21 protein-coding genes are annotated in these 17,433 nt (G+C 36.8%); 7 read left to right on the top strand and 14 right to left on the bottom strand.

The genetic code is table 11. The features are described from left to right. Positions 1 to 4 precede the first annotated feature (4 nt). Positions 5 to 1,009, top strand: a complete 1,005-nt coding sequence (locus G6Q10_RS02360; protein ID WP_163652462.1) for a ThiF family adenylyltransferase — start codon at positions 5 to 7, stop codon at positions 1,007 to 1,009. A gap of 12 nt (positions 1,010 to 1,021) precedes the next feature. Next, a complete protein-coding gene (locus tag G6Q10_RS02355) occupies positions 1,022 to 1,510 on the top strand; it encodes a MogA/MoaB family molybdenum cofactor biosynthesis protein (RefSeq protein WP_163652461.1) in 489 nt (162 codons plus the stop codon). Positions 1,511 to 1,648: 138 nt separating this feature from the next. On the opposite strand, the gene moaA is transcribed toward G6Q10_RS02355, so the two are convergent. The 7 genes from moaA to modA all read right to left on the bottom strand — a co-directional run bounded on the left by moaA (position 1,649) and on the right by modA (position 6,373). Beyond that, positions 1,649 to 2,650 carry a GTP 3',8-cyclase MoaA gene (gene moaA / locus G6Q10_RS02350; RefSeq protein ID WP_163652460.1) on the bottom strand — a complete coding sequence of 334 codons (1,002 nt, stop codon included), beginning with the start codon at positions 2,648 to 2,650 and terminating at the stop codon, positions 1,649 to 1,651. 29 nt (positions 2,651 to 2,679) lie between these two features. Beyond that, positions 2,680 to 3,153, bottom strand: coding sequence for a cyclic pyranopterin monophosphate synthase MoaC (gene moaC / locus G6Q10_RS02345; RefSeq protein ID WP_163652458.1), 474 nt, complete (start codon positions 3,151 to 3,153; stop codon positions 2,680 to 2,682). Positions 3,154 to 3,175: 22 nt separating this feature from the next. Then, complete coding sequence (gene moaD, locus G6Q10_RS02340) at positions 3,176 to 3,418, bottom strand: molybdopterin converting factor subunit 1 (RefSeq protein ID WP_163652457.1); 243 nt, start codon at positions 3,416 to 3,418, stop codon at positions 3,176 to 3,178. Further along, on the bottom strand, positions 3,405 to 3,827 hold the full coding sequence (locus G6Q10_RS02335; RefSeq protein ID WP_163652456.1) for a molybdenum cofactor biosynthesis protein MoaE: 423 nt from the start codon (positions 3,825 to 3,827) through the stop codon (positions 3,405 to 3,407). Before G6Q10_RS02335 ends, moaD begins: the two co-directional genes overlap by 14 nt. Beyond that, positions 3,824 to 4,312, bottom strand: coding sequence for a molybdopterin-guanine dinucleotide biosynthesis protein B (gene mobB / locus G6Q10_RS02330; protein WP_163652455.1), 489 nt, complete (start codon positions 4,310 to 4,312; stop codon positions 3,824 to 3,826). Before mobB ends, G6Q10_RS02335 begins: the two co-directional genes overlap by 4 nt. Continuing rightward, positions 4,291 to 5,508: a molybdopterin molybdotransferase MoeA gene (locus G6Q10_RS02325; protein ID WP_163652454.1), complete on the bottom strand. Its 1,218-nt coding sequence runs from the start codon at positions 5,506 to 5,508 to the stop codon at positions 4,291 to 4,293. Before G6Q10_RS02325 ends, mobB begins: the two co-directional genes overlap by 22 nt. A gap of 82 nt (positions 5,509 to 5,590) precedes the next feature. Further along, complete coding sequence (gene modA, locus G6Q10_RS02320) at positions 5,591 to 6,373, bottom strand: molybdate ABC transporter substrate-binding protein (RefSeq protein ID WP_163652453.1); 783 nt, start codon at positions 6,371 to 6,373, stop codon at positions 5,591 to 5,593. A 191-nt stretch (positions 6,374 to 6,564) separates the two neighbouring features. On the opposite strand from modA, the gene G6Q10_RS02315 reads away from it, so the two are divergent. The 3 genes from G6Q10_RS02315 to G6Q10_RS02305 are packed head-to-tail and all read left to right on the top strand — an operon-like array spanning position 6,565 to position 8,445. Then, complete coding sequence (locus G6Q10_RS02315) at positions 6,565 to 7,236, top strand: molybdate ABC transporter permease subunit (protein WP_163652452.1); 672 nt, start codon at positions 6,565 to 6,567, stop codon at positions 7,234 to 7,236. 5 nt (positions 7,237 to 7,241) lie between these two features. Beyond that, entirely contained in the window at positions 7,242 to 7,892 is a 651-nt protein-coding gene (locus G6Q10_RS02310) for an ATP-binding cassette domain-containing protein (protein ID WP_163652450.1), read from the top strand. Beyond that, the gene (locus G6Q10_RS02305; RefSeq protein WP_163652448.1) at positions 7,879 to 8,445 is read left to right on the top strand and encodes a molybdenum cofactor guanylyltransferase; all 567 of its coding nucleotides are present in this window, start codon (positions 7,879 to 7,881) and stop codon (positions 8,443 to 8,445) included. The genes G6Q10_RS02310 and G6Q10_RS02305 overlap by 14 nt, the downstream gene beginning before the upstream one ends. Before the next feature lie 47 nt (positions 8,446 to 8,492). Here the strand turns inward: G6Q10_RS02305 and G6Q10_RS02300 are convergent, their stop codons facing one another. From G6Q10_RS02300 to G6Q10_RS02290, 3 genes are all read right to left on the bottom strand, one after another. Beyond that, complete coding sequence (locus tag G6Q10_RS02300) at positions 8,493 to 8,834, bottom strand: PqqD family peptide modification chaperone (protein ID WP_163652446.1); 342 nt, start codon at positions 8,832 to 8,834, stop codon at positions 8,493 to 8,495. 11 nt (positions 8,835 to 8,845) lie between these two features. Then, positions 8,846 to 10,750, bottom strand: a complete 1,905-nt coding sequence (locus tag G6Q10_RS02295; RefSeq protein ID WP_163652444.1) for an OPT family oligopeptide transporter — start codon at positions 10,748 to 10,750, stop codon at positions 8,846 to 8,848. A 205-nt stretch (positions 10,751 to 10,955) separates the two neighbouring features. Beyond that, a complete protein-coding gene (locus tag G6Q10_RS02290) occupies positions 10,956 to 11,726 on the bottom strand; it encodes a Cof-type HAD-IIB family hydrolase (RefSeq protein WP_163652442.1) in 771 nt (256 codons plus the stop codon). Between the two features lie 399 nt (positions 11,727 to 12,125). Between G6Q10_RS02290 and G6Q10_RS02285 the strand changes: the two genes are divergently transcribed. Together G6Q10_RS02285 and rnjA are read left to right on the top strand one after the other, a co-directional pair. Further along, a complete protein-coding gene (locus G6Q10_RS02285) occupies positions 12,126 to 12,335 on the top strand; it encodes a DNA-dependent RNA polymerase subunit epsilon (RefSeq protein WP_163652441.1) in 210 nt (69 codons plus the stop codon). A gap of 6 nt (positions 12,336 to 12,341) precedes the next feature. Continuing rightward, positions 12,342 to 14,009, top strand: a complete 1,668-nt coding sequence (gene rnjA, locus G6Q10_RS02280) for a ribonuclease J1 (protein ID WP_163652439.1) — start codon at positions 12,342 to 12,344, stop codon at positions 14,007 to 14,009. A 334-nt stretch (positions 14,010 to 14,343) separates the two neighbouring features. On the opposite strand, the gene G6Q10_RS02275 is transcribed toward rnjA, so the two are convergent. The 4 genes from G6Q10_RS02275 to liaF are packed head-to-tail and all read right to left on the bottom strand — an operon-like array spanning position 14,344 to position 17,419. Further along, positions 14,344 to 15,003 carry a potassium channel family protein gene (locus G6Q10_RS02275; RefSeq protein WP_163652437.1) on the bottom strand — a complete coding sequence of 220 codons (660 nt, stop codon included), beginning with the start codon at positions 15,001 to 15,003 and terminating at the stop codon, positions 14,344 to 14,346. Between the two features lie 12 nt (positions 15,004 to 15,015). After that, positions 15,016 to 15,657 (bottom strand): response regulator, encoded by a 642-nt coding sequence (locus tag G6Q10_RS02270; protein WP_163652435.1) that lies wholly within the window; start codon positions 15,655 to 15,657, stop codon positions 15,016 to 15,018. Next, positions 15,654 to 16,709: a sensor histidine kinase gene (locus tag G6Q10_RS02265; RefSeq protein WP_163652431.1), complete on the bottom strand. Its 1,056-nt coding sequence runs from the start codon at positions 16,707 to 16,709 to the stop codon at positions 15,654 to 15,656. Before G6Q10_RS02265 ends, G6Q10_RS02270 begins: the two co-directional genes overlap by 4 nt. Beyond that, positions 16,706 to 17,419, bottom strand: a complete 714-nt coding sequence (gene liaF / locus G6Q10_RS02260) for a cell wall-active antibiotics response protein LiaF (RefSeq protein WP_163652429.1) — start codon at positions 17,417 to 17,419, stop codon at positions 16,706 to 16,708. Before liaF ends, G6Q10_RS02265 begins: the two co-directional genes overlap by 4 nt. Positions 17,420 to 17,433 lie beyond the last annotated feature (14 nt).

Raw genomic sequence — 17,433 nt, 5'->3', positions numbered from 1 at the left:
GATAATGAACCGCTACGATAGACAAATACGCGTAAAAGAAATTGGCCTAGCTGGTCAGGAAAAATTAGCGCAAGCAACGATCCTTATTGTTGGCGTGGGGGCCACTGGTTCTTATGCTGCTGAAATTTTAGCAAGAATGGGTGTTCATAAACTAATTTTAATTGATCGCGATTTTGTTGAGCTCTCCAACTTGCAAAGACAATCGTTATTTACAGAAGCTGATGTCGCTATGAAATTGCCAAAAGCCTATGCCGCTAAAGAACATTTACAAGAAATAAATCACGAGATTGCCATTACTGCTATTGTTGATGAAGCCACGATGGAAACATTGTCACTTCTAAAAAATGAAGTTACTGCAGTGCTTGATTGCACAGATAATTTTTCTACGCGAAGGATGTTAAATGACTTCTGCCTCGAATTTGAGATTCCTTGGGTTTTCACTTCTTGTGCGGGAAATTTTGCTAATGTGATGCCAATTTTACCCAACAAATCAGCTTGTCTGACTTGTTTGATTGGTGAAACGCCTCAAACCAATGAAGCAAGTTGTGATATTATTGGCGTAAACGGTGCATTAATCCCTATTCTTGCTGGATTCCAAGTTTCGCTTCTTATGCGGATGCTGATTGATCCTTCATTCAAATACAATCTTTATTATCAGCTTGATAATTGGCAAATGACATTTCAAAAACTGAATGTACTGAAGCGTTCCGATTGTCCTAGTTGTGGGCTTAATCGAAAAAAAAGAGCCATTAATTTTTTTGACCAACCTACTTCACTTTGTGGTCGTGATACGGTTCAGTTTAGGTTGCAAGAAGGAGCAGAAGCAGATTTTAAGGAAATTAAGCGATTACTAAATAAGGAACAAATCCTATTTACGGAAAATCCTTTTATCCTTACTTTTTCTTACCAAAATTATCAATTTTCTATTTTTAAGAATGGACGTGTATATCTTCACGGGACGTCTGACTTACTGCAAGCAAAGAAAATATATCAACATTTTTTTAATTAGGGAGGTCTTGCTTTGGAAGTTCAAACATTTACCTCGGTTCAATGTGGTGTTTTGACGATTAGTGATACACGCGATCTAGTAACTGACCAAAGTGGAGCGCTAATTGAACAGAAATTAAAAAATGCAGGACATACTTGTCTAGCACGCATTGTCGTTAAAGATGAGCTAAGGGAAATTCATACCGGTTTGACACAATTAAAAGACAAAGGTGTTTTTTGTTTAATTACAAATGGCGGTACAGGGATTGCTAGGCGTGATGTGACCTATGAAGCTTTAAAAGACCAAATACAACAGGAAATTCCAGGATTTGGCGAAATTTTCCGGATGTTGAGTTTTAACGAAATTGGGAGTCGCGCCATCCTTTCACGAGCCTTTGCTGGATTTACTGCAGAAAATGTATTGCTTTTTTGTTTACCTGGTTCAAAAAATGCTTGTTCAACTGCAATGGAACGGTTAATTTTGCCTGAGCTCCCTCATGTTTACTTTGAACGGCATAAATAGATTTAATGCCACATCTTGAGAACGACATGTTTGGATTTGCAGGTCTTGATAGCAGCCGGAAACAGAGCATATAACGCAAACGATCAAAACCTGCAACTGTGAACGTTTGTTATCGGTATATTTCGTTTATATTCATCTTTAACCACCAATTTGGCTCATTCGGCGCCAAGTTGGTTTATGGCTTGTTTCTTCACCTTGAAGTTTAAGAGCCATTTCATGATTTTCAGGCTTTGTATCAATGGCTTCTTGAACAATTGCTATCAACTTTTCTGGCTCTTTAATAAAGGGTCTAATATTTAATTCTTCATCCCAATAAAGACACGCCTTAATATAACCATCTGCTGTTAAGCGTAACCGATTGCAGCGATCACAAAAATGAGAACTTACGGGATGAATTAAGCCAAATGTCCCTTTGGCACGGTTTAAACGGAAATTTTCGGACGGACCATTTCCAGAAATTGTATCCACCGGCTCATAAGATAATCCTGCTTTTTTACATACATCAAAAATGGTTTCAAGCGAAAGGTATTTTTCTTTCCAACTATCTCCAGATTGCCCAATTGGCATATATTCAATAAAACGAATATTGATCTCTTTATCCTGAGTAAACTTAAGAAAATTAAGGATTTCATCGTCATTTTGTCCTTTAATTAAGACGACATTTAATTTAATAGGAAAAAAGCCAATTTCCTCTGCTTTATTAATGCCTTCAATCACTTTTTGAAGTCTGCCGCCGCGTGTTATTTCCTTGAATCGGTCAGCTTGAAGTGAATCCAAACTGATATTAACACGTGTTAAACCTGCTTCTTTCAATGCTTTTGCTTTTTTTGCCAAATACATTGCATTTGTAGTGATAGCAATATCCTCCACTTCAGGTATAGCGCTAATCCCAGCAATAATCTCAACGATATCCGTTCTAAGAAGAGGTTCACCGCCTGTAATCCGCACTTTTTTTATACCAAACTGAACCATAATTTTCATAAAGTCAATAATTTCTGTGCTTGAAAGTACTTTTTCATGTGGTAAAAATTTTAAGCCTTCTTCTGGCATACAATAAACACAGCGTAAATTGCAGCGATCTGTAACAGAAATTCGAATATAATCATGACGCCTTCCGAAACGATCATTTAATTCTTGCATAATGTTTACCTCCCCAAATGGCCAAATTTTTATTCGGCACGAAATGTGCCGCTTTTGCCACCTGTTTTTTCGATTAAATACGTCTTCTCAATGATCATGCCTTTATCCATGGCTTTACACATATCATAAATCGTTAAAGCAGCTACTGTAACAGCAGTGAGAGCTTCCATTTCAACGCCGGTTTTGCCAACGGTTACGACTTCGCTTTGAACGATGATTGTATCTATGCCATTGTCAGAAAAAGAAATATCAGCTTTTGTTGTCATCAATGGATGGCACATCGGGATAAGTTCACTCGTTTTTTTAGCAGCCATAATCCCAGCAACTTGAGCAACGGCAAGTACATCTCCTTTTTCAACTCGACCTTCAGTGATGCGTTTTAGGGTTTCACTTTTCATTTTAATCACGCTACTAGCTATTGCTTTTCGATTTGTTTCATCTTTTTTTGTGACATCAACCATTTGTGCTCGATTTTCTTGATTAAAGTGGGTCAGCTTATCCATTTTTCCCTCCGTCTTTTAAAGTTTAACCACCGCTCACTGGTGGAATGACAGCTATTTCACTTGGGTGATCCAATACATCACTATCTTGTTTAAATTCCATATCAACAGCAATCATACATTTTGCTAGATCAATGGCGATTTCAGGGAATTCTCGACTGATTAGATCACGTACTTCGCCAACTGTATTACACCCAGCTAAATTTAAGTTAACTTCTTGCTTACCAATCTTTTCTGGCAAAAAAGCAAAAAATTTAATTGTTGTCATCTCTTATGCCACCCCATCTTATTTTATCCGTATCAAATTCTTCTTTCCAAATTGGCACTTTTTCTTTCAAGCTCTCAATAATAGAGCGCGAGGCTTCATAACTTTCTGCTCGATGTCCTGTTGCAACACCAATAAAAACAGCAATATCCGTAAGATTCAACAACCCAAGGCGGTGAACAATGACTACATTAGCTTGATATTTATCTGCTACCTCATTAGCCATTTTTTCTAGTTCAGAAAGAGCCATCGCTTCATAAGCAGTATAGCGTATACGCTTTGTCTGCACGTCACCTGTCCATTCGCGAATCGTCCCACAAAAAACATTCATTCCACCAAACTTCGGGTCAATTAATTTTTGATAAAGCGGCTCTATCTTAATTTCTGATGTTGTTAATTCAACGTGGATCATCGTGAAAACTCCTTGACAATTTTTTTTGCTAATGCTACTTTTTGAGACGTTTCAGCAATGTTGATAATTTCTTTTTTATTTAATGAATATCTTGAGGCAAAATAAAGAGGGGTTGTAACTTTTGCCTTCAGTTCCAAATAGTCTGCTTCGCTATTAACTAATACAACTTTAGGAAATGGGGCTTCTTTATATCCTTCAATTAAAACAATATCTGTTTTGGGTAATTTATTGAGTAGTTCTTTTAATGGAACAGCTCGGGTTTCCATTAAAGCATAATGACTGGAAGAAGCGATTAAAACTGCATCAGCACCACTTACATGAAAACTGTATGAGTCTGTGCCCTCATGATCGATGTTAAAGTCATGATAATCATGTTTTAATGCAGCCACAGTATAAGACTCCTGCTTAAATTCATGGATTAGCTGATTTATAAATGTCGTCTTTCCGCTGTTTTTAAAGCCTATCACTTGGATAATAACAGCCATGCGTCTACATCTTCCCCTCTTGTTTTACCTACTTTACCATATGGAATTTTAACCAAGCAAGTGGCTTTTTGTAAATTTCCAAGCGAACTTGAAGCATCACTTCCAACTGGCTTGACTTGATAAATACCATCTACTTGTTTATAAGTTGCGCGCAAGAAGCGATCAAAACCATTGTTTTTTAAGTAATCACTTGCCATGATCATTTTCACTTTCAAAAGCGACGAATTTTTCCCTACGAAACTTTTTAAAGCTTTTTCAACAAACAAATAAAAACCAATAAAGCATGCACCTGGATTTCCTGACAAAGCAATGACTGGCTTTTCTTTAAATAAAATCGCCGTTGTTGGGCTACCAGGGCGCATCCTAACTTTATTAAATAAAAGTTCATCTGCTTCTTCTTTTGCGATTTTTGCCATAAAATCAAAGTCGCCTACAGAAACGCCACCAGTTGTAATGATCATATCAACTTCTTTCGCCACTTTTTCTAAACGGCGTAAAGTCAACGCATAGTCATCGGGTAGTTGTTCTTGGTAGGTCACAATACCTCCATGCTCAACGACAAGCGTTTCTAGTAAAACTTGATTGCTATTATAAATTTTCCCATCTGGGAGTGGGGCACCAGGTGTAACGAGTTCACTTCCAGTGGAAAAAATCGCTACACGTGGTTTTTGATAAACTTCTAACTCCGTAATTCCAAAAGCAGCACACAAACTTAATGCTCCTGCGTTTAATACTTCAAAGCGGTCGAGTAAAAGATCACCTTTTTCAAATTCTGCCCCTACCTCTGTAATATTGCTATTTTTTTGTGTATTAATTAAAGTAATTGTCCCCTCTTCTTGCTCTCTTGATTGTTCTAGCATGATGATTTTACTTGTATTCTCGGGGACTTTGGCGCCAGTCATAATGCGAACTGTTTCACCTTTTTTTAAAAAAAGATCATACGTTTCACCACAAGGGACTTCAGCGACAACTTTTAATGTAATCGGATAATTCCCATCATCTTCTTCGCAAATTGCATAGCCATCATAACCAGCTCTTCTGAAGTTCGGATAGGAGTAAGGCGCGAAAATGGGCTTGGCTAAAACTCTTCCACTCGCAAATTCTAAAGCTATTTTTTCTGAATCAACCTGTTTTATCCTTCTTAAAAGCAGTTCTTGTGCTTCTTCAAACGAAACGGTCTTTCTTCTTTCAATCATTCTCCCAAGCATCCTCTCTTCATTTAAGCAATTAACATCAATATACAGGAAAATTCACTAAAAAAACAGGAAACAGCTTGAATCATTTTACTGCTTGGAAACCGTATTTTTTAAGGGTATTTTGAGCTTCTTTATCAACAAGTGTTTTCATAAAGGTTTGAACTGCTTTTTTATTTTTTGAGTCGGTAACAACACCTGAATAGTAACCAATTGGTGAATGTAAATTTTCGGGTATTTTCGCAGTAACTTTTACTTTTTTAGAAATTAGCGCATCGGTTTGGTAAACGAAACCAGCCGGAGCATTTCCAGAAGCAACGTAAGCTAAGACTTGACGCACATCTGAGCCTAGTACAAGTTTACTTTTTACTTGATCTTCAATTTTTAAATTTTGAAGTGTTTCCTGTGCGTATTTCCCAGCTGGTACAGAATTTGGATCACCAATTGCCAGCTTATTGTAACTTTCTAAGCTTGCTTTTAAATCTTGCTCTTTTTTCTGTTCAGCGTCTTTTGGCTCAATTAAAACCAATGTATTTTTAGCAAATTGTTGTTTGTCTTCTGCTTTGTTTTTCTTAGTTAGCTTATCCATATCTTGTGCGCTAGCAAAAAGCACACCATCAATTGGCGCTCCGCTTTCTACACGCTCTCTAATTTGACCAGAGCCACCAAAGTCAAAAGTCACCTTAATATTAGGGTGTTCCTTTTCAAATTGTGGCTTAATATCATCGACTGCTTCCTTTAAACTCGCTGCCACTGAAATGTGTATTTCAGTTGGCTTATTTGCCTTTTTATCAGCTTCTTTTGCACCAGAACATGCTGATAAAAGGACAATTAATACTAACAAACCAGACAATGCTAACTTTTTCATTGTAAAGCCTCCTCTTTTATTCTTCTTTTCTATTCTACTTAATATTGACAATTTATGCTAGCCCTGTTCTAATATAAGTGTAAGCCTTTTTAAACTAGTGCAAGAGCTAATTTGGCTGTTTACAAGGTGGTTTTGAAAATAAATATAGGGAATCTCCCTAGTTTTTTACTTAATTTGGAGGCGCTTAGGCTATGTTCATCCCTGTTTTACACTCGCTTATTGTAGCGATCTTATCTACATTTTTTTCTTTTTTACTGATGTTACCTGTAAGCTATTATTTTGCTCGAAAAAAGTCTACATTACAGTTACCTATTGAAATTATTATTTTACTCCCTCTGGTCTTACCGCCTACTGTTGTTGGCTTCATCTTACTTGCTATTCTTGGGAAAAATCAGTGGTTTGGAAGTTTTATTTGGGAGACATTTGATTTTAGTTTTATCTTTTCTTTAGCAGGCGCTACCGTTGCTACAACCATTATTATTTTACCGATCATGTACCAAGGCTTAAAAGCTGCATTTCTATCGATTGATCACGAACTCATTTGGGCTGCTGAAACGTTATCCGCTAGTTCAAGACAAATTTTTATCAAGGTGATTTTACCTAACTGTTGGCAACCTATTTTAGCTGGGATTCTGCTTAGTTTTTGCCGTGCAATGGGCGAATTTGGAGCAAGCTTAATGGTTGCTGGCTATATTGAAGGGAAGACAGATACCATCGCTTCAAGCATTTATTTTATGGTTCAGCAGGGCGATATCAAGGTCGCATTTTATTTAGGGATTTTGAATGGTTTAATTGGTATTATTGCCCTTTTACTCATTCATATCCTTACAATCCGGCAACGAAATTTAATGAGGGGAATGTAGCCTAAATGACTTTAAACTTAAATTTCACGAAAAAAATGCCTTTTCATGATCTAAAAGTGAACTATACTTTCACCTCACCAATCACGGCAATCATGGGAGCAAGCGGTGTTGGGAAATCGACGTTATTCCAATGTGTTAGTGGCTTAAAACGCATTGATTCTGGAAAAATCGAATTTACTAATAAAGTTTGGAATGATGGATCGCTTTCACTTCATTTGCCTACTTCAGAAAGAAAAGTAGGCTATCTTTTTCAAAATTTAGCCCTTTTCCCCAATATGAACGTATATCATAACATTGCCTTTGGATTACGCGTTCAAAAAATAGCTAAGGCAGATATCGATAAAAATGTACGCCACATTAGTGATTACTTGAAAATATCACATTTGCTGTATTCTTCTATTCAAAAGCTGTCCGGTGGCGAAAAACAGCGCGTAGCTATGGCACGAGCGATGATCACTGAGCCTAATTTACTTTTACTTGATGAACCTTTTAACGGCTTAGATGAGGAAACACGCGAAATATGTATGAATTTAGTTGGCCAGATGGCTGCTGATTTTCGCATTCCCGTTATCTTTGTTACGCATTACCGTTTTGAAGCTGAAAAAATGACAAATGATATTTTAATGATAAAGGATGGTCAAATTGGAAAAGCTTAATGTCGCAGGGGTTGTTCTTGCTGGCGGACTTTCAAGGAGGTTTGGTGAGGATAAAGCGATGTATCATGGACAAGATGGCAAACTCTGGGCTGAAAAAATGATCTCAAAATTAAAACCATTTTGTAAAACGATCTTTTTGTCAGTTAATCAAAACCAATTCGCTTTTTTTCAGCAATTTTTTCAAAATGACCCTACCATCCACGTCATTGTTGATCTTGAGAGCATGACTGCTTTTGGCCCTTTAGCTGGACTTTATAGCGTTATCCAACAAGCGAGTTCCTTCTCCTCGTTTTTAATTGTTCCAATAGATACACCTCATCTTAAGCAAAGTGAACTTAAATGTTTGCTCCGCCATCCTAATCATTTTGCAAAAACAACGAGCCAGAATCATTATCTAATTGCTCATTTACCTAGTTATCATGAGGCTTTAACTGAAACGTTAAGCCAAGATAAAAACCGCGTACGTGATCTCTTAAAAAGACTTGGTACAAAACCGCTTTTATTTACTCAAGAAGCTGCTTTTAAAAATTATAATAACAAGCCAGAAATTTAAAAAATGCACAAACTTCCATTTTTAAAATAGAAGTTTGTGCTTTTTATTTATGTTTTTTTCCACTCTAGCCAACCGTAAGAGTCAACAATTTGTAAAAAACGTACTAAACGAGCAAGGCTCATATCATCTTCATTACCAAAGTGTTCGTTAAAAACTTGTTCTAGATCGGTTACTTTTTTTACGCCATCTAAGCTGTTTAGGATTAAAGCTCCTTCTTCATCCAATTTGATTGTTCGCGTAGCTCGTTGCTTCATGAAGCGAATCGCAAATTTTTCAATTGGATTTTTTCTTGGAACCAGTAAGAAAGCTTGTCCCTCTTCTGTTGTTAACTTTAGATGTGCTTTTAACGTAGGAATTTGATCTAGTAAATTCGCTTTTTTTCGTACCACTTTATCACTTCCTAAGATAATTTTTTCTTACGTGGCACAGTTGCAATATAAAGAAGTCCACAAACAATGATAAAGACGATGAAAGGTAACCATTCGTTTTGAATCAAAACATCTTTTGGAATGATGTTTGCGTTAATTGAAATGACAAAAGCAATAATGACCCCTAATAACGATTCACCTGCGATTAAGCCTGAAGCAAACAATGTACCGCGTTCAATTCGATCACCGGCTTCTGCTTGGGTTTGTTTTTTACGTTTAATGACACCGTTAACGATCATACGTACAAAACCACCAAACATAACCGTTGCACTAATATTAAGTGGTAAATAAAGTCCAACAGCAAAAACAAGTGAGTTCATACCCATAAATTCAACAACAATGGCAATCGACACCCCAATAAAGATAAGCGTCCATGGTAAGTTTCCATTCAAAATACCTTCTGCTAAAATTTTCATTAACATGGCTTTTGGTGCTGGAAGTTCAGCTGATCCCATTCCATAAGCATTATCAAGAAGTGTCAAAATATATCCCATCACAAGACCGCTTGCAAGCACACCAATCATCATTGCTACTTGCTGCTTCCAAGGTGTTCCTCCAACTAGATAACCTGTTTTCAAATCTTGGGAAATATCACCAGCAACAGCAAGTGCCGAACAAACAATGGCAGCGACTGTTAATGTCAACAAGATCCCTTCGTTGCCTTGATAACCAAACGATTTATATACAAGTGCTACAATAAGTAATGTTGCAATGGTCATACCAGATACTGGCGAAGAAGAACTTCCGACAATCCCAACAAGACGAGAAGCAACTGTTACAAATAAGAAGCCAAAGATGCCAATAGCAATAGCACCAATGATGCCAACTTTCGTAAATGGATCAAAAGCAATGATAAGTAGCAAAATAATAATACAAATCGTAACCCATTTCATCGGAATATCTCTGTCTGTTCGCTCAAGCTCAAGTATGTGACTTCCTTTGTTTTTACTCATACCTTGCATCGTACTTCTTAACGTTGCTAAAATCGCAGGGAGTGTTTTAATAAGTGTAATGATCCCACCAGCAGCAACTGCACCTGCACCAATGTAGCGTACATAGTTATCCCAGATACCAGCTACATCAATGTTTTTTAAAGCTTCAGTTGCCGGAAAAATAATTTGTGAGCTTTCTCCGCCAAAAAAGGCAATCGCTGGAACAAGAACAAGGGAAGCCATCAAACCACCGGCAACCATTTGCCCGGCAATCCGTGGTCCAATGATAAAGCCTACACCAAGAAGCGCTGGATAAATTTGTGTCCCAATAAACGCATTTTGAAATTTATAAACACCAACAGAGACTTCGCTTTTAAACAGCTTTAAGCCGTCTGTAAGAACTTTAACAAGCCCACCTGCAAGAAAGCCAAATGCGACTAATTTAGCTTGTGAGCCACCAGTTTCACCTGATTTTAAAACTTCTGCACAAGCCGTTCCTTCTGGATAAGGAAGTGTTTCATGTTCATTAACAATTAACATCCTTCTAAGTGGAACCATCATGAAGACACCAATAAAGCCCCCTGTTAGGACAATGAAAATCAACATAATTTGTTTGATTTCAATCCCCATTAGAAAAAGTGCTGGTATTGTAAATACGGCACCTGCACCTAATGCTTCCCCTGCTGTTGTCATTGTTTGTACAATATTGTTTTCTAAAATTGAGTCCCGCTTAAAGATTCCACGTAAAATCCCCATTGAAATAACTGCAGCCGGAATGGATGCTGACACAGTCAACCCTACTTTTAACCCTAGGTAGGCATTTGCAGCACCAAAAAGAATGGCTAAGATAATACCTAACACAATGGAAGTAACAGTTAATTCTGGCAGGGATTTTGATGCTGGAACATAAGGAACGAATGTTTTGTTGCTTTTTTGATCACTCATGTTTATTACCCCTTTAATTTTTTATACTACTTCGTTCATTTAAAGCAGTCCCTTTATAGTAACCTTTTCAAAAGCGATTTACAATGTATTTCGCAAAATGATGTCGAAATCACTCCAAATTTACCTATGCAAAAAGAACCGTTTTCGCACAAAATAGGTCTTTAGATTTAAAAAGTTTTTTTATCACTTTTTTATCAGAATTGTCTCACAAAAGACCGACATGTTGTAATCCTTTTAAGATCCCATCATCATCGACAGAAGTTGTGATATGATTAGAAACGCGTTTTACCTCGTCGCGCCCATTTCCCATGGCAATGCCAACGCCTGCTTCTTGCAACATTTCAATGTCATTTAACCCATCGCCAAACGCATAAGTATCTTCCATCTTAAAACCTAACTTTTGGATCAGTTTGCGGATCCCATTTGCTTTTGAGCCATTTGCCGGGCAAACATCCACAGAAACATCATGCCATCTCATAAAGCTATATTGTGGAAACTCTTGCCGGTAAAATGAATCTGCTTCCTCACCACAAAATAATAAGCATTGATAAATTTTGCGTCCTTTGTAAAATTCAGCGTCCACCTTTGGATATTCATGTTTAATTGAAGCCATTCCTTCCGAAACGCCAGGATGATCTGGTAAATTGGCACGTAATTCATCCTGTGCCGAAAAAATGATTGGATGTTCATTTTCAGTCGCAATGGTAATTAATCTTTCCAATGATTCTTGCGGCAAAGGATTTTCATAAATTTTTTCTCCTTCAAAAATAACATATTGGCCATTATAGCTGATAAAAGAAGTAATCTCTAACTTGCTAGCAATCTCATGTAACATAAACGGGGCTCGACCAGTTGCAATGGCTACATATATCCCCTTTTCCTTCAATTTACGAATCGCTACAATTGCAGAATCTGGAAGTTCTTTTGCATCATTTACTAGTGTTCCATCAACATCAAAAAAGACAATTTTACTCATTTTAAAACCCCTCATTTTGAATTCACCCTACCAGTATAGCAGAAATAGTGAATAAATAGACTAGTTTTAAATTTTTTCTTAGAAATAAAGTTATTCTAGTAGCATTTCTGTTAATTTGTGGTATATTAGAGAATAAGGATATAGATCGGACGAAACAGATAACTTGATTAACAAAAGTGTGAAAAGAAAATATTATATTGAAGCGATCACTTTTCATTTTTTTTAAATGAGTTGTATCATTGTTTTCAATTAATTTTTCTAAAGGAGAACGATGCAGAATTGATTTCATTCTGCTATCTTTTCTTTTGTCTTAAAATAATTTTAACCCCGTATATCCGTATTTCAAAGACGAACAAATGTTTTATTTTAAAATAAAGTTAAATAGAAGGAGCGAAAAATATGATTTTTAAAGTATATTATCAAGAAACAAACACAGAAACACCTGTAAGAGAAAAAACGCAATCACTTTACATCGATGCAAACGATGAAGTTGAAGTACGCCAAAGTTTAAAAGCCAAGCCTTTTCATATTGAGCACATTGAAGCTCTTAGCGACAAACACCTTGAATACGAACAAAGCCAACCTGATTTTAGGCTCTGGGAGAAGTAGACTTATATGAAATTTGTAAAAAATAATGAAACGGCTGTTTTTGCCTTAGGTGGACTTGGTGAAATTGGTAAAAATACGTATGGCGTACAATTTCAGGACGAAATCATTTTAATTGATGCTGGAATTAAGTTTCCAGAAGACGACCTTCTTGGTATTGATTATGTTATTCCTGATTATGATTACCTTGCAAAAAACAAAGAAAAAATTAAAGGTCTTTTTATCACACATGGTCACGAGGATCATATTGGTGGTGTCCCGTATTTATTAAGAGAAATCAATATTCCGATTTATGCAGGTAAACTTGCTAGCGCGCTTATTCGAAACAAACTAGAAGAACATGGCTTGCTTCGTCAAGCAAAAATTTATGAATTTGAAGAAGATGACGTTTTTAAATTTCGAAAAACAACGGTTTCTTTTTTTGAAACGACTCATAGTATTCCTGATACTTATGGTATCGTCGTTAAAACACCTTCTGGCAATATCGTGCATACCGGTGATTTTAAATTCGATTTCACTCCAGTTGGTGAACCTGCCAATTTAACTAAAATGGCAGAAATTGGAAAAGATGGTGTCCTTTGCTTATTGTCAGATAGTACCAATGCTGAAGTTCCTAACTTTACAATGAGTGAACGCATTGTTGGTGAAAGTATTAAAAATATTTTTCGTGATGTGGAAGGTCGAATTATTTTTGCGACATTTGCTTCAAACATTTATCGCTTGCAACAAGTTGTTGAATCTTCCATTGAAACTAACCGAAAAATAGCTGTTTTTGGACGTAGTATGGAATCTGCTATTGATATTGGACGCGAACTCGGCTACATTAAAGCACCAAAAGACCTCTTTGTTGAATCGAATCAACTGCAACGAATTCCAGCGAATGAAATCACGATCCTTTGCACCGGAAGTCAAGGTGAACCTATGGCAGCTTTATCCCGTATTGCTAACGGAACGCATCGTCAAATCCAAATTCAACCAGGTGATACGGTTGTCTTTTCCTCATCTCCTATACCTGGAAATACGATTAGTGTAAACCGGACGATTAATTTACTTTATCAAGCGGGTGCTGAAGTCATTCATGGTAAAGTGAACAATATTCATACATCAGGTCACGGCGGGCAACAAGAACAAAAACTGATGCTTCGCTTGATAAAACCAAAATATTTTATGCCTATTCATGGTGAATATCGCATGCAACGAATTCATGCAGAGTCAGCAGAAGAATGTGGTATTCCTGCTGAGAATAGCTTTATTTGTGGAAACGGTGATGTTCTTGCCTTAACAAGCGATTCTGCTCGTGTTGCTGGTAAAATTTCAGCTGGAGACGTTTATATTGATGGTAGCGGCATTGGTGACATTGGTAATATTGTCTTACGCGATCGCCGTACTCTGTCAGAAGAAGGACTTGTCATTGTTGTTGTTTCAATTGATATGAAAACATCTAAAGTTATGGCCGGCCCAGATATCATTTCTCGTGGCTTTATCTATATGCGTGAATCTGGTAATCTAATTGGCGAAGCACAAAGCTTACTAAGAAGGCACTTAAACAAAGTCATGGCGAAAAAAACATCGCAATGGTCAGAAATCAAAAATGAAATCACAGATACACTGCAACCATTTCTTTATAATAAAACAAACCGCTATCCAATGATCTTACCGATTATTATGGAAGTCTAAAAGTCTTTGATATACAAAAAATAAATCGGCGACAAACCGAACATTGAAGAAGTCTGGCAAACTTCTTCAATGTTCGGTTTGTTATGTTCGAAATGTAGCACCTACAGTTCCTGACCTTTTTCTTTTAGCTCTTTCACGTGTAAAAATCCTTTCGCTAAAATCAGCAAATAACGGAGGCAATTTAGTTTGCAAGTTTATCCCCCTCTCTTAAAAATTAGTTCATTATAGTATGAAATAATGAAAGCGCAATCTTCTTTTTAAGCAAAAAAAACTTGTATTTTAAGCTTTAGATAGAATTAGAAACCTATCCAAATCCGCAAACACAAGCGTTATCTTATTGAATTTTTTCTTGTAAACGTTCAATATTATCATCTGGGCCAATTACAATCAATACATCGCCTTCTTGCAAGACATCCCCTGCTTCCGGCGTAATAATCATTTGTCTGTCTCGTTTGATACCAACAATATTTACACCATATGTATTACGAAAGTCAAGGTCAACCAAACTTTTCCCTAGGAAACGAGGATCGGACACAGAAACTTCAACCAAGCTGTATTCATCTGAAAGTTCAAGGTAATCAAGCATGTTTTTAGAAACGATATAATGAGCAATCCGTCTCCCCATATCGCGTTCTGGGTGAACAACACGGTCAGCGCCTATTTTGTCGAGTAACTTTGCATGTTTATCATTGGTTGCTTTGGCTGTGACAAATTTAACGCCCATTTCTTTTAAAATGAGTGTTGTTAAAATACTTGATTGAATATCTTCACCAATCGCTACAATAACATGTTCAAAATTACGAATCCCAAGCTGTCTTAGAGCATTTTCATCCGTTGAATTTGCGATGACAGCATGTGTTGCAATGGACATATATTCATTCACGCGCTCTTCGCTAGAATCAATCGCTAGAACTTCCATACCTTGTTCAACAAGCGAATGGCAAATACTGCCGCCAAATCTACCCAGTCCAATAACTGCAAAACCCTCTTTCATCTTCAATTCCTCCTAAGATTCTTTCTTAACAAGACCGTGTTTAAAAGCATAAATCGCTGCTTGTGTGCGGTCTTGTACATCAAGTTTTGATAAAATGTTGCTGACATGCGTTTTTACTGTTTTTAAAGTGATGAATAGCTCGTCGGCGATCTCTTGATTGGATTTACCTTCTGCAATTAGCAGTAAAATTTCATTTTCACGATTCGTTAAATCATCATGTAAATTTTTTTCTGGTCTAGCTGTCAAACGTTGCATCATTTTTCCAGTAACTTCGGGTTCTAAAACAGAATCTCCTGCAAATGTGGCACGAATAGCGTCGGCGATTTCACTTGCCGTTGACGTTTTTAACATATAGCTACTTGCACCTGCTTCAAGCGCTGGATACACCTTCTCATCATCAATAAAACTTGTTACTATGATAATTTTTGCATCCTTCCATTTTTGCATGATTTCTTTTGTTGCTTCAATTCCATCCATCTCATCCATAACTAGATCCATCAAGATAATATCTGGTCGCAAGTTTAAAGCCATTTCAACACCTTTTAAACCGTTTTCTGCTTCTCCAACGACTTCCATATCATCTTGAACAGATAAATAAGCAGAGACACCGATACGAACCATCTCATGATCATCTACTAGTAATACTTTTATCATTTTTTATCCACTTCCTTCTCTAGAACAAGTGGAATTTTAATTTCGACACTTGTACCTTTTTTAGGAAAACTAATAATTTTAATCGTTCCCCCAAATTCAGCTACACGCTCGCGCATATTTTGCAAACCGTAAGAGCCTTGGGGTGTATAATTCATATCAAAACCGATGCCATCATCCACTACCTTAAGAACAGCAAGCTTGTCGATTTCAACAAAGCGGACTTCAAGAAGTGCTGCTTTGGAATGTCTAAGTGTGTTACTCAAAAGTTCCTGAATGATGCGAAATAAGTGGTCTTCAATTCCTTTTTTCAGCTTGATATCTTCAATTTGCCACTCGACTTTAATCGGTAGCTTCGTCGTTAGTTCTCTTAATAATTGTTCGATTCCTTTTTTTAGTGATTTACCCTCTAATTGGGTTGGTCGTAAATGAAGAAGAAGCGCTCGCATTTCTGATTGTGATTCGTTAACAATTGATTCAACCATCTTGAGTTGCTTCATTAATATTGGAGAGGCATTTTCATCAACTTGCTCGTTTAAAGCTGATAGAAGCATCATTGCAGCAAATAATTGCTGACTGACGGAATCATGCAATTCACGAGCAATCCGGTGTCGTTCTTCTGAGAGAATGGCTTCTTTTGTTTCGCCGCTTGTTTCTGCTTTTTCGCTAGCAATTTTTTGTGTGAGTAGCGTTTGTTGTTTCATTTTATCACGTAATTGATCAATTTGCTTATAAACTTGCTGCACTTCAATAAAATTTTCTTCTTCTGACTTTATTTTTTTGTCTAAATCCCCTTGTTCAAGTAAACGAATCGAAAAATCCACGCTTTCAAATTTCTGTTTGATAAAATAACCAGAAATCGCTCCAATGATAATCCCCGCTGAAATTGCCGTCAGTGGTACAAATAAAATAAATGGCAAATAAAAAATTCTATTTTGAATTAAAAATTGGTAACTCGAGACATCATTTGAAAAATAGTAAAGAAAAGAAGCAACAATAGATGCCCCAAGCAGGAGCCCACTTGCAAGTAAAATTTGCGATCGGATATAAGTCATAGACGAATCACCTCTAAATCGCCAAATACAACAGAGGTTGTGATTTTTACTTTGCGAACGGCAGTTTCATAATTATCTGAGTAAACTTTAATGGTATTATTTTGAACCGTTGTATTTATTTTATCGTATTGTAAATTACCGAAAATCGCCGAATGCTCTAGACAGATGCCTAAATCAAATGGAATGAGTAAACGAATCTTACCAGAAATACTGCGAATCATGATCACACTTTCTCCAGTAGGCAAAACAGTATTTCCAAGATCGATAATTGTATCTCCAATACCAGTTTGAACATTAATATCGTCCCATTCATACACAACATCAAGCATGCGCCTGTTCCCAAACCACTGATTACGAATGAAATGATTAGCTTTATCTATTTTTGAAGCAGGCTCACAAGTTTTTACCATTAAAAGCTGAGGTGCCCGCTTGCGGTGAATATAATGGATAATGGCAAAGATCGCTGCAATAACTAAACCGAACTTAAATGAAACTGTTAATAAAACAGACATGAGCAGAAAAGTTACGGCTATGATCATGTGGTACTTTGCTGTTTTCTTTGTAATCCCTGCTCTTCGCGAACTGAACAAAAAACAAATACCAATTGCAAATAAAAAGAGTAACTGCCATTTAAAAAGCATCTCAAGACCAATGCCTACTGCTACAGCCACAACAAATACAAATAAAAATGAGCTCTCTATTTTCTTCAAGCTGACACACCTCC

The organism is Listeria sp. PSOL-1 (assembly GCF_902806445.1).
Lineage (GTDB): Bacteria > Bacillota > Bacilli > Lactobacillales > Listeriaceae > Listeria.
The sequence above is the reverse complement of the archived record's forward strand: the minus strand, read 5'-3'. Positions and strand labels throughout refer to the sequence as shown.